The sequence below is a fragment of the Paenibacillus barengoltzii G22 genome (assembly GCF_000403375.2).
GTDB lineage: Bacteria > Bacillota > Bacilli > Paenibacillales > Paenibacillaceae > Fontibacillus > Fontibacillus barengoltzii.
In genome coordinates this window covers 28,485-43,836 of the sequence record NZ_KE159652.1, presented here as the reverse complement: position 1 = coordinate 43,836, position 15,352 = coordinate 28,485, and the positions used below count along the sequence as shown (strand labels likewise).

The window sequence follows — 15,352 nt, the reverse complement described above, 5'->3', positions numbered from 1 at the left end:
TAGTTTCGGAGAAAATAGACGAATTACTTAGCAAACGGCATGCCGAGTTGCGTCAAGAGCTCGCGGGATTCTTCGTCGGTTTTCGCCGTCGTTACGATGACGATATCCATACCGCGTACTTTATCCACTTGATCGTATTCGATCTCAGGGAAGATCAGTTGCTCTTTCAGGCCCAGCGTATAGTTACCGCGACCATCAAATGCTTTCGTCGATACCCCGTGGAAGTCACGGACACGCGGAAGCGTTACGTTAAACAGTTTATCAAGGAAATGATACATGCGGTCACCGCGAAGAGTTACCTTCACACCGATCGGCATGTTCTCACGCAGTTTGAAACCAGCGATGGATTTCTTCGCGCGAGTGATAACTGGCTTTTGACCAGCGATCAGTTGCATATCGTTCACTGCGGAATCAAGTACTTTGGAGTTCGCTACAGCGTCACCAACACCCATGTTGATAACCACTTTCTCGATCTTTGGCACTTGCATTACCGTTGTATAGTTGAATTTTTGAATCAAAGCAGGTGTTACTTCGTTCAAAAAGCGTTCTTTCAATCTTGCTGCCATGAATCATGGACCTCCTTTCTTAACGTTTCTCGATTAGTCGATTACTTCTCCGGATCTCTTCGCTACGCGAACTTTTTTGCCGTTGTCCAATACTTTGTAACCGATACGGGTTACTTTTCCGCTCTTCGGATCAACGTGCATAACGTTCGAAACGTGAATCGGAGCTTCCTTCTCAATGATGCCGCCTTGTGGGTTCAGTTGATTAGGTTTTTGATGTTTCTTAACCATGTTCACGCCTTCCACAAGCACGCGGTTTTCACGAGGATATGCGGCGATGACGCGGCCTTTTTTGCCTTTGTCTTTACCGGAAATCACGATAACCGTGTCGTCCTTTTTGACGTGCAGCTTATTGTTATGAGATTCAAGAATCTTCTTCAGTCTAGGCACTTGGTTTACACCTCCTGTTAAATCGGGCTCCCCGTTGGGTTATGGGGTGTTCTTAGATAACTTCCGGAGCCAAGGAAACGATCTTCATAAAGTCCTTGTCGCGAAGTTCACGGGCAACAGGTCCGAAGATACGCGTTCCGCGCGGGCTCTTATCTTCTTTAACAACAACTGCTGCGTTTTCGTCGAATGCGATGTAGGAACCGTCTTTGCGACGAACGGAACGTTTCGTACGAACGACTACTGCTCTAACTACATCCCCTTTTTTGACAACGCCGCCTGGTGTTGCTTGTTTGACGGAGCAAACGATCAGATCTCCGATTTGTGCCGTACGACGACCCGTACCACCCAAAACGCGGATACACATCAGTTCCTTCGCGCCGGAGTTGTCAGCAACCTGCAAACGTGTAAATGGTTGAATCATGGATATTTCCTCCTTTCGGTCTAAGCTACCGTGCTATTAAATGATAACCGCTTCTTCAACGACTTCAACGAGTCTCCAGCGTTTGTCTTTGGACAGCGGGCGAGTTTCGGCGATTTTAACGATGTCACCGATTTTCGCGGTGTTGTTCTCATCATGCGCTTTAAATTTCTTCGTGTATTTAATGCGCTTATGGTACAAGTCATGCTTCTTGTAAGTTTCAACAGCTACAACGATCGTTTTGTCCATCTTGTCGCTGACAACTTTACCAATTTGCACTTTACGGCTGTTACGTTCGCTCATGGTTTGCCTCCTTCCTGGACTTAGGCGCTTTGCTAGATTCGCTCAGCGCTTCTTAACTAGTAATCCCAAGTTCTCTTTCACGGATAACGGTTTTAGCACGAGCTATTTCCTTACGCACATCGCGGATCCGAGTCGGATTATCGAGTTGGCCGGTAGCCAACTGAAAACGGAGGTTAAAGAGTTCTTCTTTAAAACCTGCGATTTTTTGTTCGATTTCTGCAGTGGTTAAGTTGCGAAGTTCATTAGCTTTCATTTGCTTCACCACCCAATTCTTCACGTTTCACAAACTTCGTTTTGATCGGCAGTTTGTGGGCAGCAAGACGCATAGCTTCGCGTGCAACTTCCTCCGATACCCCGGCAAGCTCAAACATGATTTTGCCCGGCTTCACAACTGCGACCCATTTTTCTACGTTACCTTTACCGCTACCCATCCGGACTTCAAGAGGCTTCTGAGTAATCGGCTTGTCAGGGAAAATCTTAATCCATACTTTACCGCCACGTTTGATGTAACGAGTCATCGCGATACGCGCTGCTTCGATTTGACGGTTCGTGATCCAAGTCGGCTCCAGAGCCTGCAGGCCGTATTCACCGAAGTTCAGTTCGGTGCCGCCTTTTGCTTGGCCTCTCATATTACCGCGTTGTTGCTTGCGGTGTTTTACGCGTTTTGGTACCAACATGATTAGTTGCCTCCTTCCTGAGCAGCTTGTTGTTTCTTAGCCGTAGGAAGAACCTCTCCACGATAAATCCATACTTTTACGCCGATGCGGCCATAAGTCGTATGCGCTTCTGCCGTACCGTAATCGATGTCGGCGCGGAGCGTATGAAGTGGAACAGTTCCTTCACTGTAGCCTTCCGTACGAGCAATTTCAGCACCGCCGAGACGACCGCTGACTGCCGTTTTAATCCCTTTCGCTCCCGAACGCATCGTTCTTTGAATTGCTTGTTTCAACGCACGACGGAAAGAAACACGACGTTCCAATTGTTGTGCAATGCTTTCAGCAACCAAGATTGCGTCAAGATCAGGGTGTTTGATTTCAGAAATGTTGATGTGAACCTTTTTGCCGCCTGCGATTTTCGTAATTTCACCGCGCAGGTTTTCAACTTCCGAACCGCCTTTACCGATAACCATGCCCGGTTTAGCAGTGTGGATCGTCACGTTCACACGATTTGCCGCTCTCTCGATCTCAATCCGAGATACCGCGGAGTCTTTCAGTTTATTTTTCAGGTGTTCACGAATTTTTACGTCTTCCAGCAAAAGATCACCGAAATCTTTGCCTGCGTACCATTTGGATTCCCAATCACGGATAATCCCTACTCGTAATCCGACCGGATTTACCTTTTGGCCCACACGTTTTCCCTCCTTATTTTTCGGATACCACCAAAGTAATGTGGCTGGTGCGTTTGTTGATCCGGCTAGCACGTCCCATTGCCCGCGGACGGAAACGTTTCATCGTCGGGCCTTGGTTAACGTAGGCTTGCGTAATCACCAATTTATTTACATCCATAGAATAGTTATGTTCAGCATTGGCAATCGCCGAGTTCAACAGCTTCTCCACGATCGGGGATGCTGCTTTTGGCGTATGGCGCAGAATTGCAATCGCGTCGCCAACTTGCTTACCGCGGATCAGATCAACCACGAGTTGAGCTTTGCGGGGAGCAATACGAATCGATCTTGCATGTGCTTTAGCTTCCATGTAGTATTACCTCCTCTCAAACGAAGAACTTATCGTTATTAACGTCTCGTTTTCTTATCGTCATCCGTATGACCTTTGTAGGTCCGGGTTGGAGCAAATTCGCCCAGTTTATGTCCGACCATATCCTCGGTTACGTACACCGGTACGTGCTTGCGGCCGTCATAGACACCAAACGTATGACCAATGAATTGCGGATAGATCGTGGAGCGACGGGACCAAGTTTTGATCACGACCTTCTTGTTCGAAGCGCTCGCTTCTTCCACTTTCTTAAGCAGGTACCCATCGACAAAAGGTCCCTTTTTCAGACTGCGACTCATTCATTTATCCTCCCTTCACAATGCGCTGCAAGTTACGCTTCGTTCATGCCGCGAAGTGATCCGCAGGATGCGGATTACTTCGTGCGACGGCGAACGATATATTTATCAGAAGCTTTGCCTTTTTTACGCGTTTTGTAACCAAGGGTTGGTTTGCCCCAAGGAGACAACGGAGATTTACGGCCGATCGGAGCGCGACCTTCACCACCACCGTGCGGGTGATCGTTCGGGTTCATGACGACACCGCGGACTTCTGGACGTTTGCCCAGCCAACGGCTGCGTCCGGCTTTACCGATTTTCACGAGCTCGTGGTCACCGTTACCTACGGAACCGATCGTTGCGCGGCAAACTTTCAGAACTTTACGAACTTCGCCGGAAGACAGGCGGATCGTTACGTATTTGTCCTCTTTACCGAGCAATTGAGCTTCTGTACCAGCAGCACGAACAAGTTGTCCGCCTTTACCTGGTTTCAGCTCGATGTTGTGGATCACGGTACCTACCGGGATGTTCTCCAGCGGCAATGCGTTACCGATTTTGATGTCGGAACCTGCGCCAGATTCGATCACGTCGCCCACTTTCAAGCCTTTAGGAGCGATGATATAGCGTTTCTCACCATCGGCATAGTGGATCAAAGCGATGTTCGAAGTCCGGTTTGGATCATATTCGATCGTAGCAACGCGGCCTGGAATTCCATCTTTGTTCCGTTTGAAGTCGATGATCCGATATTTACGTTTATGTCCGCCGCCATGGTGACGAACAGTGATTTTACCTTGGTTGTTGCGGCCGGCAGTTTTGCTCAGCGGCGCAAGCAAAGATTTCTCCGGCTGATCCGTCGTAATTTCTTCGAAGGTCGACACGCTCATCGCACGTCTAGCCGGGGAAGTCGGTTTGTACTTTTTGATTGGCACGAGATTTCCCTCCTTACTTTAAGCGATTTTATACCGATTCAAAAAATTGGAGCGGCTTGCTTTCAGGTGTTAATGTAACAAACGCTTTTTTCCATTCTGGAGTGTATCCGGAGTAGCGTCCGTAACGTTTCAGCTTCCCGGGAACACGCAGGGTGTTTACGTTCTTCACCTTCACGCCGAAAATGGACTCAACAGCTTGTTTGATTTCCGTTTTGTTCGCGCGAATGTCTACTTCAAAGACATATTTCAGGTCGTTCATATATTCCGTGGAACGTTCCGTAATCACCGGGCGTTTGATAATATCGCGAGGATCCTTCATTACGCGAGCACCTCCTCTACCTTCTGAACTGCTTCTTTCGTAATGATCAGTTTGTCATGCGTCAGCACGTCAAGAACATTAATGCCGTCTGCTGCCACGAACTTCACGCCTGGAATGTTACGAGCGGAAAGCGCAATGTTGTCGTCATAGCTAGGAGCTACAACCAGAGCTTTACGTTCCACTTTCAGGTTGTTCAAGATCGCTGCAAATTCTTTCGTTTTCGGAGCGTTCATCGCAAGTGCATCCAATACGATGATGTCCTGATCGATTACTTTCGACGAAAGCGCCGATTTGATCGCCAAACGACGAACTTTCTTAGGCAGTTTGTAGGAATAGCTACGCGGAGTTGGTCCGAATACCGTACCGCCGCCTTTCCATTGAGGAGCGCGGATCGAACCTTGGCGCGCACGACCTGTACCTTTTTGTTTCCAAGGCTTACGGCCGCCGCCACGAACTTCGGAGCGTCCTTTAACTTTGTGCGTACCGAAACGCAGGGAAGCACGCTGCATTACAACAGCTTCATGAAGAACATGAGTGTTCGGCTCAATTCCGAATACGGCATCGTTCAATTCTACTTCGCCCACTTGGCTACCGCTAATATTGAAAAGTGCTACTTTTGGCATTTGTTGTTCCTCCTTTCCTGAGGGTTAATTATTTCTTAATAGTTTGTTTTACTTTAACGAAGCTGTTTTTCGGCCCAGGAATCGAACCTTTCACGAGCAAGACGTTGCGTTCTGCATCGACTTTAACAACTTCAAGATTTTGAATCGTTACAGTTTCATGTCCCATATGTCCAGGCAGGTTTTTCCCTTTGAATACACGGTTAGCTGCGATGGAACCCATGGAACCAGGTCTACGATGGTAACGGGAACCGTGAGCCATTGGGCCGCGGCTTTGTCCCCAGCGTTTGATTACGCCTTGGAACCCTTTACCTTTCGAAATCCCTGTTACGTCAACAAATTCGCCTTCAGCAAAAATATCGACTTTGACCTCTTGGCCAACCTCGTATCCCGCCAAATCAACACCGCGAATTTCGCGAACGTAGCGCTTAGGCGTTGTGCCTGCTTTCTTTGCATGCCCAACTTCAGGCTTATTCGCTCTAGCTTCCTTCTTATCGGAGTAGCCAAGCTGAATCGCTTCGTAACCGTCGTTCTCCAGGTCTTTCTTCTGCAGAACTACGTTAGAGCTAGCCTCAATCACCGTTACAGGAATGACATTCCCTTCCGGAGTAAACACTTGAGTCATACCAAGTTTCTTCCCTAAGATACCTTTCATGTTGACACCTCTTTTCCTTTCCTGGTTACCTTACAATAGTAGGTATTACAATTTAATTTCGATATCTACACCGGACGGCAGGTCCAAGCGCATCAAGGCATCCACAGTTTGTGGAGTCGGGTTCACAATGTCGATCAGACGCTTATGCGTACGTTGTTCGAATTGTTCCCGGGAATCCTTGTACTTGTGCACCGCACGGAGAATAGTAATCACTTGTTTCTCAGTTGGCAACGGGATTGGCCCGGATACGCCTGCACCCGAACGTTTTGCCGTTTCAACGATTTTCTCTGCGGATTGATCAAGAATTCTGTGGTCGTAAGCTTTCAAACGAATACGAATTTTTTGCTTTGCCATTTTAGTCCCTCCTTCTATCGCCCAATTTAGTATCGGACATACTCCGTGGAAATTTTCTGGCCACCCTCCCATGGCAAAGGGGCCGGGTGTGTCAGTAACCTCCCACATCATCGCAACGTCACAGAACAACATTCACTATTATATAGAAAAGGTAGGCGGAATGCAAGTATAATTCGTAATTTTTCATTCCCTAAATAAAGTAAAAGAGCTGCGCTCCGAAATCGGAGAGCAGCTCCTTCTATCAGGCGGTTAAGCCTAATTATTTGTTGATGGAAACAACGGCACCGGATCCAACTGTACGGCCGCCTTCACGGATGGAGAAGCGAGTACCTTCTTCAATCGCGATCGGGGAGATCAGTTGAACGGTAACTTCGATGTTGTCGCCAGGCATAACCATTTCAGTTCCTTCTGGCAGGTTGATGATGCCAGTTACGTCCGTTGTACGGAAGTAGAACTGAGGACGGTAGCCGGAGAAGAACGGCTTATGGCGTCCGCCTTCTTCTTTCGTCAATACGTATACTTGAGCGGTGAACTCAGTATGCGGGTTAACGGAAGCTGGTTTAGCCAATACTTGACCGCGTTCGATTTCTTTACGGTCAATACCGCGAAGCAGTGCACCGATGTTGTCGCCCGCTTGAGCGGAGTCGAGCAATTTACGGAACATTTCAACGCCGGTAACGACGGATTTTTTCGTTTCTTCAACGATACCCACGATTTCAACTTCATCGCCGACTTTAACCGTACCGCGTTCTACACGGCCAGTAGCAACTGTACCACGACCAGTGATCGAGAATACGTCCTCGACTGGCATCAGGAACGGTTTGTCGATTGGGCGTTCAGGCAGCGGAATGTACTCGTCGATGATTTCGAACATTTCAACGATTTTTTGAGCCCATTCGCCGTCTGGGTTTTGCAGAGCTTCACGAGCGGAACCGCGGATGATTGGAGTGTCATCGCCTGGGAACTCGTATTCGTTCAGCAGGTCGCGAACTTCCATTTCAACCAGTTCAAGCAACTCTTCGTCTTCAACCATGTCGCATTTGTTCAAGAATACAACGATGTAAGGAACGCCTACGTTACGGGACAGCAGGATGTGTTCGCGAGTTTGCGGCATTGGGCCGTCAGCTGCGGATACAACCAGGATTGCGCCGTCCATTTGAGCAGCACCAGTGATCATGTTTTTAACATAGTCGGCGTGCCCTGGGCAGTCAACGTGTGCGTAGTGGCGGTTGTTTGTTTCGTACTCAACGTGTGCCGTCGAGATTGTGATACCGCGTTCGCGTTCTTCTGGAGCTTTGTCGATTTGATCGAAAGCTACAGCAGCACCGCCGTATTTTTTGGACAATACAGTCGTGATGGCTGCAGTCAGAGTTGTTTTACCATGGTCGACGTGACCAATCGTACCGATATTAACGTGCGGTTTTGTACGTTCGTATTTAGCCTTTGCCATTTTAAACAGTTCCTCCTTAAAATATGGATTGTTATGTGTGACCGATCAAAGGAACAAGCCCTTCGATCGGCAATTACATTAAATTATTCGGCCCCTTTATGCTTGGACACGATTTCTTCAGCGATGTTCTTCGGAACTTCTTCATAGTGGGAGAGTTCCATCGAGAACACGCCGCGTCCTTGTGTACCGGAGCGAAGGGTCGTCGAGTAACCGAACATTTCGGAGAGAGGCACTTTCGCACGGATAATTTGCGCACCACCACGGGAATCCATACCTTCGATACGGCCACGGCGAGAGTTCAGCATACCCATAACGTCACCCATGTACTCCTCAGGCACCGTTACTTCAACTTTCATGATTGGCTCAAGCAGAACAGGTTGACATTTGTCTTTAGCTGCTTTCAGAGCCATCGAACCAGCGATCTTAAACGCCATTTCACTGGAGTCGACGTCATGGTAGGAACCATCGACGATCGTCGCTTTTACGTCAACAACCGGGAAGCCCGCAAGAACACCGTTCTGCATTGCTTCTTCGATACCTTGTTGAGCAGGTCCGATGTATTCTTTAGGAACAGCACCACCGACGATTTTGCTGTCGAATTGGTTACCTGTACCTGGTTCGAGCGGTTCGAATTCAACCCAGACGTGACCGTATTGACCACGACCACCGGACTGACGTACGAACTTACCTTCAACGCGAGCCGGAACACGGAACGTTTCACGATAAGCAACCTGAGGTTTACCTACGTTCGTGTCTACTTTGAATTCACGGCGCATCCGATCGATGATGATATCCAGGTGAAGCTCACCCATACCTGCAAGGATCGTTTGTCCCGTTTCTTCATCTGTATGTGCACGAAGCGTTGGGTCTTCTTCAGTCAGCTTCGCAAGTGCAACGCCCATTTTGTCTTGGTCGGCTTTCGTCTTCGGTTCAACCGCGATTTCGATAACTGGTTCTGGGAAGTTCATCGATTCAAGAATAACCGGTGCCTTCTCATCACACAGTGTATCACCTGTCCCGGTGTCTTTCAAACCTACAGCAGCTGCGATGTCACCAGCATAGACTTCGTTGATCTCTTGACGGTGGTTCGCATGCATTTGCAGGATCCGGCCGATCCGTTCGCGTTTACCTTTCGTTGCATTCAACACGTAAGAACCGGATTGCAGAATACCGGAGTATACGCGGAAGAACGTCAGTTTACCCACGTAAGGGTCGGTCATGATTTTAAATGCCAATGCCGCGAACGGCTCTTCGTCAGAAGAGTGACGTTCAACTTCTGTACCATCTTCCAGATGACCTTTGATGCTTGGTACATCAACTGGAGCTGGCAAGTAGTCGATAACGGCATCCAGCATCAGCTGAACCCCTTTATTACGGTAGGAAGAACCGCAGATAACTGGGAAGATTTTAACTTCACATACGCCCTTACGAAGCGCTGCTTTCAGTTCTTCAACGGTGATTTCCTCGCCTTCGAGGTATTTCATCGTCAATTCTTCGTCCAGTTCAGCAACTTTCTCTACCAGTTCCGCACGAAGCTCTTCAACTTGTGCAGCGTATTCAGCAGGGATTTCTACTTCATCGATTTGTTGTCCCAGATCGTCTCTGTACATATACGCTTTTTGAGCGACAATGTCGATGATCCCGACAAAATCATTTTCTGCACCGATTGGCAGTTGGATAGCAACTGCATTCGCTTGCAGACGATCGCGCATATCCTTAACGACGTTCAGGAAGTCCGCACCGATGATATCCATTTTGTTGACGTAGGCGATCCGAGGAACACCATAGCGGTCAGCCTGTCTCCATACGGTTTCAGACTGCGGCTCAACGCCTTCCTTCGCACTAAACACGCCTACAGCCCCGTCCAATACACGCAGGGAACGTTCGACTTCAACAGTGAAGTCGACGTGTCCCGGGGTATCGATGATATTTACGCGGTGACCTTTCCATTGAGCGGTCGTCGCAGCGGATGTAATCGTGATTCCGCGCTCCTGCTCTTGTTCCATCCAGTCCATCGTTGCCGCACCCTCGTGAACTTCCCCGATTTTGTGCGTACGACCTGTGTAGAACAAGATCCGTTCCGTCGTGGTTGTCTTACCGGCGTCAATATGCGCCATGATCCCGATATTACGTGTATTTTTCAAGGAGAACTCTCTTGCCATGAATCTGTCTCCCTTCAAAATATAAATTTTGAAATACGGGCGTTATCCTACCAACGGTAGTGCGCGAACGCTTTGTTCGCTTCCGCCATTTTATGCGTATCTTCACGTTTCTTAACGGAAGCGCCTGTGTTGTTGGATGCGTCGATGATCTCGGCAGCCAAACGTTCTTCCATTGTCTTCTCACCGCGAGTGCGGGAGTAGTTTACGAGCCAACGTAATCCCAAGGATGTACGTCTCTCTGGTTTAACCTCGATCGGAACTTGGTAGTTTGCACCGCCGACACGACGAGCTTTAACTTCCAGTACAGGCATAATATTTTTGATCGCTGCTTCAAATACTTCCATTGGGTCATTCCCCGTACGTTCACGGATGATGTCGAACGCATTGTAAAGGATGCTTTGAGCAACGCCGCGTTTACCGTCGAGCATGATGCGGTTGATCAAGCGAGTAACCAATTTGCTGTTATACACTGGATCTGGCAACACATCTCTCTTAGCAACTGGACCTTTGCGTGGCATAGTTTGTTATCCCCCTTTCAGTAAAAATTCAATCCTTAGCTGTTGTCTCCAAACTTAAGCGATCTTATTTCTTCGCTTTCGGACGTTTCGCGCCGTATTTGGAACGAGCTTGCATACGGTTGTTAACGCCAGCCGTATCCAAGGCACCGCGCACGATATGATAACGGACACCCGGAAGGTCTTTTACCCGGCCGCCGCGAATCAGTACAACGCTGTGCTCTTGCAGGTTGTGTCCGATACCCGGGATGTAAGCCGTCACCTCTACACGGTTCGTCAAGCGAACACGAGCATATTTACGAAGCGCGGAGTTCGGTTTCTTCGGAGTCATCGTACCTACACGAGTGCAGACGCCGCGTTTTTGCGGAGAGCTCAAATCCGTAGCTTCACGTTTCAGAGCGTTAAACCCTCTTTGCAACGCTGGCGATTTGGATTTGTACACCTTATCTTGGCGTCCTTTACGTACTAATTGGTTAATTGTTGGCATGTTGTTGCCACCCCCTTCCTCAGAGTTCAAAATCCCATTTACAAACCACTTGTTTAAGCCCACAGACCCAGGCGGCTCATAAAAGAACAAAGGAAATGTTTTTGCCAAAGAGTTCCCCTCATTAGCAAAAACATTTTCGATCAACTATGACTTTACGATCACAGCCATCGCCGCTCCTACTTCAATCCCACAAGCCTTGCCGAGATTCGCCATTGTATCTACAAAGGTGACTTTCACGGCATGTTGGTTGCATAAGGCGACGATCCTTGACGTAAGGCGTGGATCTGCATTCTCAGCAACATAAACTTCCTCGGCCCGTCCAAGTTCAACCATTCGCATAGTCTGCTTGGTGCCGACTTTAATTGGTGCGTCCCGTAGTCCTTTATCATTAGACATCATAACGTCCTCCAAAGCACAGGGTTATCCGTACTCACGCACTATGATATAGTATCACTCCGCTATAGTTGGTGTCAAGCGAAATATTCAGCGGAATTTTCATAGAAAAATAAGTCCGGCGCACCCCGGATCAAACTCGCTTCAGGGGCGCGCCGGCTTATCTTAACCTTCGTCGTTATTCGACCGAAACAGGTTCCAAGCTTTCTTCCGTAACTTCATCTTGTTCCGGCTCTTCGAATTGAATGTTACGGTAGCGACTCATGCCGGTACCGGCCGGAATCAACTTACCGATAATGACATTCTCTTTCAAGCCGAGCAGCTTGTCGACTTTGCCTTTGATGGCAGCGTCGGTAAGCACCCGCGTAGTTTCCTGGAAGGAAGCCGCGGACAAGAAGGAGTCGGTTTCCAGCGACGCTTTCGTAATCCCGAGCAGGACTGGTTTAGCCACTGCCGGCTCTTTGCCAGACAGAATTGCTTCTTTGTTGGCCGTTTCATACTCATGCAGGTCAACGAATGATCCTGGCAGAAGTGGAGTATCGCCGGCATCCACGATCCGAATCTTGCGCAGCATCTGGCGAATCATGACCTCAACGTGCTTGTCGTTGATTTCTACGCCTTGGTTCCGGTATACGCGTTGTACTTCCTGCAGAATGTAGTTCTGTACACCGCGAATCCCTTTGATGCGCAAAATTTCTTTCGGGTCGATGGAACCATCCGTCAGTTCGTCGCCGGCCTCGATCTCGTCGCCTTCGCTAACGCGTAGACGAGAACCGTAAGTGACGGAGTATACTTTCGTTTCCGCTTCGCCTTGAACCTCGATTTCGCGACGGTCCTTCGCTTCGCGGATTTCTTTGATTACGCCGTCAATCTCACTGATCGTTGCTTGACCTTTCGGATTCCGGGCTTCGAAGAGCTCCTGAATCCGCGGAAGACCTTGGGTAATATCGTCGCCCGCAACGCCCCCGGTATGGAACGTACGCATGGTGAGCTGGGTCCCTGGTTCACCGATCGATTGAGCTGCGATGATACCAACAGCTTCCCCGATCTCCACGTGTTTACCCGTAGCCAGGTTGCGTCCGTAGCACTTCTTGCACACGCCATGACGAGCGCGGCAGCTGAGAACGGAGCGAATTTGCAGCTTCGTAATACCTGCGTTGACGATTTCATGCGCTTTGTCGGAATCGATCAGCTCGTTCCGGTGAATGATGACCTCGCCAGTTTCCGGATGGCGAACCGTTTCGAACGAGTAACGGCCTTCAATCCGGTCGTACAGATTTTCGATGACTTCTTTACCGTCTTGGATAACACCAACCGTAAAGCCTTTATCTGTACCACAATCCTCTTCGCGTACGATGACGTCTTGCGCCACGTCGACGAGACGACGGGTCAAGTAACCGGAGTCTGCAGTCCGCAACGCGGTATCCGCCAGACCTTTCCGGGCACCGTGCGTCGAAATGAAGTATTCCAAGACCGTAAGGCCTTCGCGGAAGTTCGATTTGATCGGCAATTCGATGATCCGACCCGCCGGGTTCGCCATCAGGCCCCGCATACCGCCCAGCTGGGTGATCTGCGATTTGTTACCCCGTGCTTTAGAGTCAACCATCATCATGATGGAATTGTAACGATCCATCGACTTCATCAGGATGTCGGTAATTTGATCCTTACACTTGGACCAAATATCGATAACGCGGTCGTAACGTTCTTCGTTGGTGATCAGACCGCGGCGGTATTGGTTGGTAACAACCCGTACCTTCTCCTCGGATTCGCGAAGAATTTCTTGCTTTTCCTTCGGAACGATAACGTCCGCCACCGCGATACTTACGCCGGCACGCGTGGAGTAAGTAAAGCCGGTTTGCTTGATTCTGTCCAGAATAACGGAGGTTTCCGTCGTTTGGTAGATTTCGAAGCAGCGGCCGATGATTTCGCCGAGGTATTCCTTGCCCACACCGCCAGCTTGCGGTGCAGCCATGATCCGTTCCACCACATTGGCGCCCTTGTCATAAATAAAGTAATGATCCGGAGTGCCTTGGAACAAGTTCGCACGTGTTGGTTCATTAATATATGGGAAGCTGGCAGGGAAAATCTCGTTGAAAATGATTTTACCTACGGTCGTAATCAGCAGAGCGTTTTGCTGTGCTTCCGTAAAGCTGGTTTTACCCAGCGCTCTTGCCGGAATAGCTACTCGTGCATGCAACGAAGCGGTGCCGCGTTGATAAGCCGATACAGCTTCGTTAACCGAACCCAGGATCATACCGGAGCCTTTGGCTTCCTTGTTATCCATGGTCAGATAGTAGGAGCCGAGGACCATATCCTGCGAAGGCGTAACGACCGGTTTACCATCTTTCGGGTTCAGGATGTTACCGGACGCCAGCATCAGGATGCGGGCTTCCGCCTGAGCTTCCGCGGACAACGGTACGTGCACGGCCATCTGGTCACCGTCGAAGTCAGCGTTGTACGCCGTACATACGAGCGGATGCAGACGGATAGCGCGGCCTTCCACCAGGATCGGTTCGAACGCCTGGATCCCGAGACGGTGAAGCGTAGGAGCACGGTTCAACAGAACCGGATGCTCTTTAATAACTTCCTCGAGCACGTCCCAAACTTCCGGACTCACGCGTTCTACTTTGCGTTTTGCACTCTTAATGTTATGTGCCAGACCTTTGTTCACCAACTCTTTCATGACGAAAGGCTTGAACAGCTCCAGCGCCATTTCTTTTGGCAAACCGCATTGGTACATTTTCAAATATGGACCTACGACGATAACGGAACGACCGGAGTAGTCAACCCGTTTACCGAGCAGGTTCTGCCGGAAACGACCTTGTTTCCCTTTGAGCATGTGGCTCAAAGATTTCAGCGGACGGTTACCCGGACCTGTTACGGGACGACCGCGGCGACCGTTGTCGATCAAGGCGTCAACGGCTTCCTGCAGCATCCGTTTCTCGTTCTGTACGATGATGTCCGGCGCGCCAAGGTCAAGCAGACGTTTCAACCGGTTGTTCCGGTTGATGACGCGGCGGTACAGATCGTTCAAGTCGGACGTCGCGAAACGGCCGCCATCGAGTTGAACCATCGGACGCAATTCCGGCGGAATAACCGGAAGCACGTCGAGGATCATCCACTCCGGCTGGTTGCCGGAGCTTTTGAACGCTTCGATGACTTCCAAACGTTTGATTGCACGGTTGCGGCGTTGACCTTGAGCCGTGCGCAATTCTTCTTTCAGGAACTCCAGCTCTTTGTCGATATCGAGATCCTGAAGCAGCTTCTTCACGGCTTCCGCACCCATGCCGGCTTGGAATCCGTATCCGTATTTCTCACGGTAGCTGCGGTATTCTTTCTCGGACAAAAGCTGCTTTTTCTCCAGCGGCGTTTCGCCTGGATCGGTTACGACATAAGATGCAAAATAAATGATCTCTTCCAGGGAACGCGGAGACATGTCGAGCGCAAGGCCCATCCGGCTCGGGATCCCTTTGAAGTACCAAATGTGAGATACCGGAGCTGCCAACTCGATATGCCCCATCCGTTCGCGGCGCACTTTCGCGCGAGTGACCTCAACGCCGCAGCGATCGCAGACAACGCCTTTGTAGCGAACGCGTTTATATTTACCGCAATGACATTCCCAGTCTTTGGTCGGGCCAAAAATCTTTTCGCAGAACAGCCCTTCCTTCTCTGGCTTCAACGTGCGGTAGTTGATCGTTTCCGGTTTCTTTACTTCTCCGCGGGACCAAGAACGAATTTTATCTGGGGAAGCAAGCCCAATTTTCATAAACTCGAAGTTGTTGACGTCCAACAAGGAGCATCCCTCCT

The 15,352-nt window shown here is 49.5% G+C and carries 20 protein-coding genes; all 20 read right to left on the bottom strand.

The annotated features are described in order from the left end of the window. Window positions 1-23 precede the first annotated feature (23 nt). The gene (gene rplE / locus C812_RS00235; RefSeq protein ID WP_016310718.1) at window positions 24-566 is read right to left on the bottom strand and encodes a 50S ribosomal protein L5; all 543 of its coding nucleotides are present in this window, start codon (window positions 564-566) and stop codon (window positions 24-26) included. Window positions 567-599: 33 nt separating this feature from the next. Further along, on the bottom strand, window positions 600-953 hold the full coding sequence (gene rplX, locus C812_RS00230; protein WP_009226649.1) for a 50S ribosomal protein L24: 354 nt from the start codon (window positions 951-953) through the stop codon (window positions 600-602). Window positions 954-1,005: 52 nt separating this feature from the next. Then, window positions 1,006-1,374: a 50S ribosomal protein L14 gene (gene rplN / locus C812_RS00225; protein ID WP_009226648.1), complete on the bottom strand. Its 369-nt coding sequence runs from the start codon at window positions 1,372-1,374 to the stop codon at window positions 1,006-1,008. A 36-nt stretch (window positions 1,375-1,410) separates the two neighbouring features. Then, on the bottom strand, window positions 1,411-1,674 hold the full coding sequence (gene rpsQ / locus C812_RS00220) for a 30S ribosomal protein S17 (protein WP_009226647.1): 264 nt from the start codon (window positions 1,672-1,674) through the stop codon (window positions 1,411-1,413). A gap of 52 nt (window positions 1,675-1,726) precedes the next feature. Beyond that, on the bottom strand, window positions 1,727-1,927 hold the full coding sequence (gene rpmC / locus C812_RS00215; protein WP_009226646.1) for a 50S ribosomal protein L29: 201 nt from the start codon (window positions 1,925-1,927) through the stop codon (window positions 1,727-1,729). Then, window positions 1,917-2,351 carry a 50S ribosomal protein L16 gene (gene rplP, locus C812_RS00210; RefSeq protein ID WP_009226645.1) on the bottom strand — a complete coding sequence of 145 codons (435 nt, stop codon included), beginning with the start codon at window positions 2,349-2,351 and terminating at the stop codon, window positions 1,917-1,919. Before rplP ends, rpmC begins: the two co-directional genes overlap by 11 nt. A gap of 2 nt (window positions 2,352-2,353) precedes the next feature. Next, window positions 2,354-3,022, bottom strand: a complete 669-nt coding sequence (gene rpsC, locus C812_RS00205; protein ID WP_009226644.1) for a 30S ribosomal protein S3 — start codon at window positions 3,020-3,022, stop codon at window positions 2,354-2,356. Window positions 3,023-3,035: 13 nt separating this feature from the next. After that, a complete protein-coding gene (rplV, locus tag C812_RS00200; protein ID WP_009226643.1) occupies window positions 3,036-3,368 on the bottom strand; it encodes a 50S ribosomal protein L22 in 333 nt (110 codons plus the stop codon). Between the two features lie 38 nt (window positions 3,369-3,406). Continuing rightward, a complete protein-coding gene (gene rpsS / locus C812_RS00195; protein WP_009226642.1) occupies window positions 3,407-3,685 on the bottom strand; it encodes a 30S ribosomal protein S19 in 279 nt (92 codons plus the stop codon). A 74-nt stretch (window positions 3,686-3,759) separates the two neighbouring features. Further along, window positions 3,760-4,590: a 50S ribosomal protein L2 gene (rplB, locus tag C812_RS00190; protein ID WP_016310717.1), complete on the bottom strand. Its 831-nt coding sequence runs from the start codon at window positions 4,588-4,590 to the stop codon at window positions 3,760-3,762. Window positions 4,591-4,618: 28 nt separating this feature from the next. Next, window positions 4,619-4,909, bottom strand: a complete 291-nt coding sequence (gene rplW / locus C812_RS00185) for a 50S ribosomal protein L23 (RefSeq protein ID WP_016310716.1) — start codon at window positions 4,907-4,909, stop codon at window positions 4,619-4,621. Further along, window positions 4,909-5,532 carry a 50S ribosomal protein L4 gene (gene rplD / locus C812_RS00180; protein WP_016310715.1) on the bottom strand — a complete coding sequence of 208 codons (624 nt, stop codon included), beginning with the start codon at window positions 5,530-5,532 and terminating at the stop codon, window positions 4,909-4,911. The genes rplW and rplD overlap by 1 nt, the downstream gene beginning before the upstream one ends. Before the next feature lie 28 nt (window positions 5,533-5,560). Next, window positions 5,561-6,184 carry a 50S ribosomal protein L3 gene (rplC, locus tag C812_RS00175; RefSeq protein WP_016310714.1) on the bottom strand — a complete coding sequence of 208 codons (624 nt, stop codon included), beginning with the start codon at window positions 6,182-6,184 and terminating at the stop codon, window positions 5,561-5,563. A 45-nt stretch (window positions 6,185-6,229) separates the two neighbouring features. Next, window positions 6,230-6,538: a 30S ribosomal protein S10 gene (gene rpsJ / locus C812_RS00170; protein ID WP_009226637.1), complete on the bottom strand. Its 309-nt coding sequence runs from the start codon at window positions 6,536-6,538 to the stop codon at window positions 6,230-6,232. Between the two features lie 259 nt (window positions 6,539-6,797). Next, a complete protein-coding gene (gene tuf, locus C812_RS00165) occupies window positions 6,798-7,988 on the bottom strand; it encodes an elongation factor Tu (protein WP_016310713.1) in 1,191 nt (396 codons plus the stop codon). Window positions 7,989-8,071: 83 nt separating this feature from the next. Continuing rightward, complete coding sequence (gene fusA, locus C812_RS00160; protein ID WP_016310712.1) at window positions 8,072-10,150, bottom strand: elongation factor G; 2,079 nt, start codon at window positions 10,148-10,150, stop codon at window positions 8,072-8,074. Window positions 10,151-10,197: 47 nt separating this feature from the next. Further along, the gene (gene rpsG / locus C812_RS00155; protein ID WP_009226634.1) at window positions 10,198-10,668 is read right to left on the bottom strand and encodes a 30S ribosomal protein S7; all 471 of its coding nucleotides are present in this window, start codon (window positions 10,666-10,668) and stop codon (window positions 10,198-10,200) included. Window positions 10,669-10,732: 64 nt separating this feature from the next. Further along, window positions 10,733-11,152, bottom strand: coding sequence for a 30S ribosomal protein S12 (rpsL, locus tag C812_RS00150; RefSeq protein ID WP_009226633.1), 420 nt, complete (start codon window positions 11,150-11,152; stop codon window positions 10,733-10,735). Between the two features lie 144 nt (window positions 11,153-11,296). Further along, window positions 11,297-11,548, bottom strand: coding sequence for a ribosomal L7Ae/L30e/S12e/Gadd45 family protein (locus C812_RS00145; RefSeq protein WP_028539488.1), 252 nt, complete (start codon window positions 11,546-11,548; stop codon window positions 11,297-11,299). Between the two features lie 175 nt (window positions 11,549-11,723). Beyond that, window positions 11,724-15,338, bottom strand: a complete 3,615-nt coding sequence (rpoC, locus tag C812_RS00140; RefSeq protein ID WP_016310710.1) for a DNA-directed RNA polymerase subunit beta' — start codon at window positions 15,336-15,338, stop codon at window positions 11,724-11,726. Window positions 15,339-15,352 lie beyond the last annotated feature (14 nt).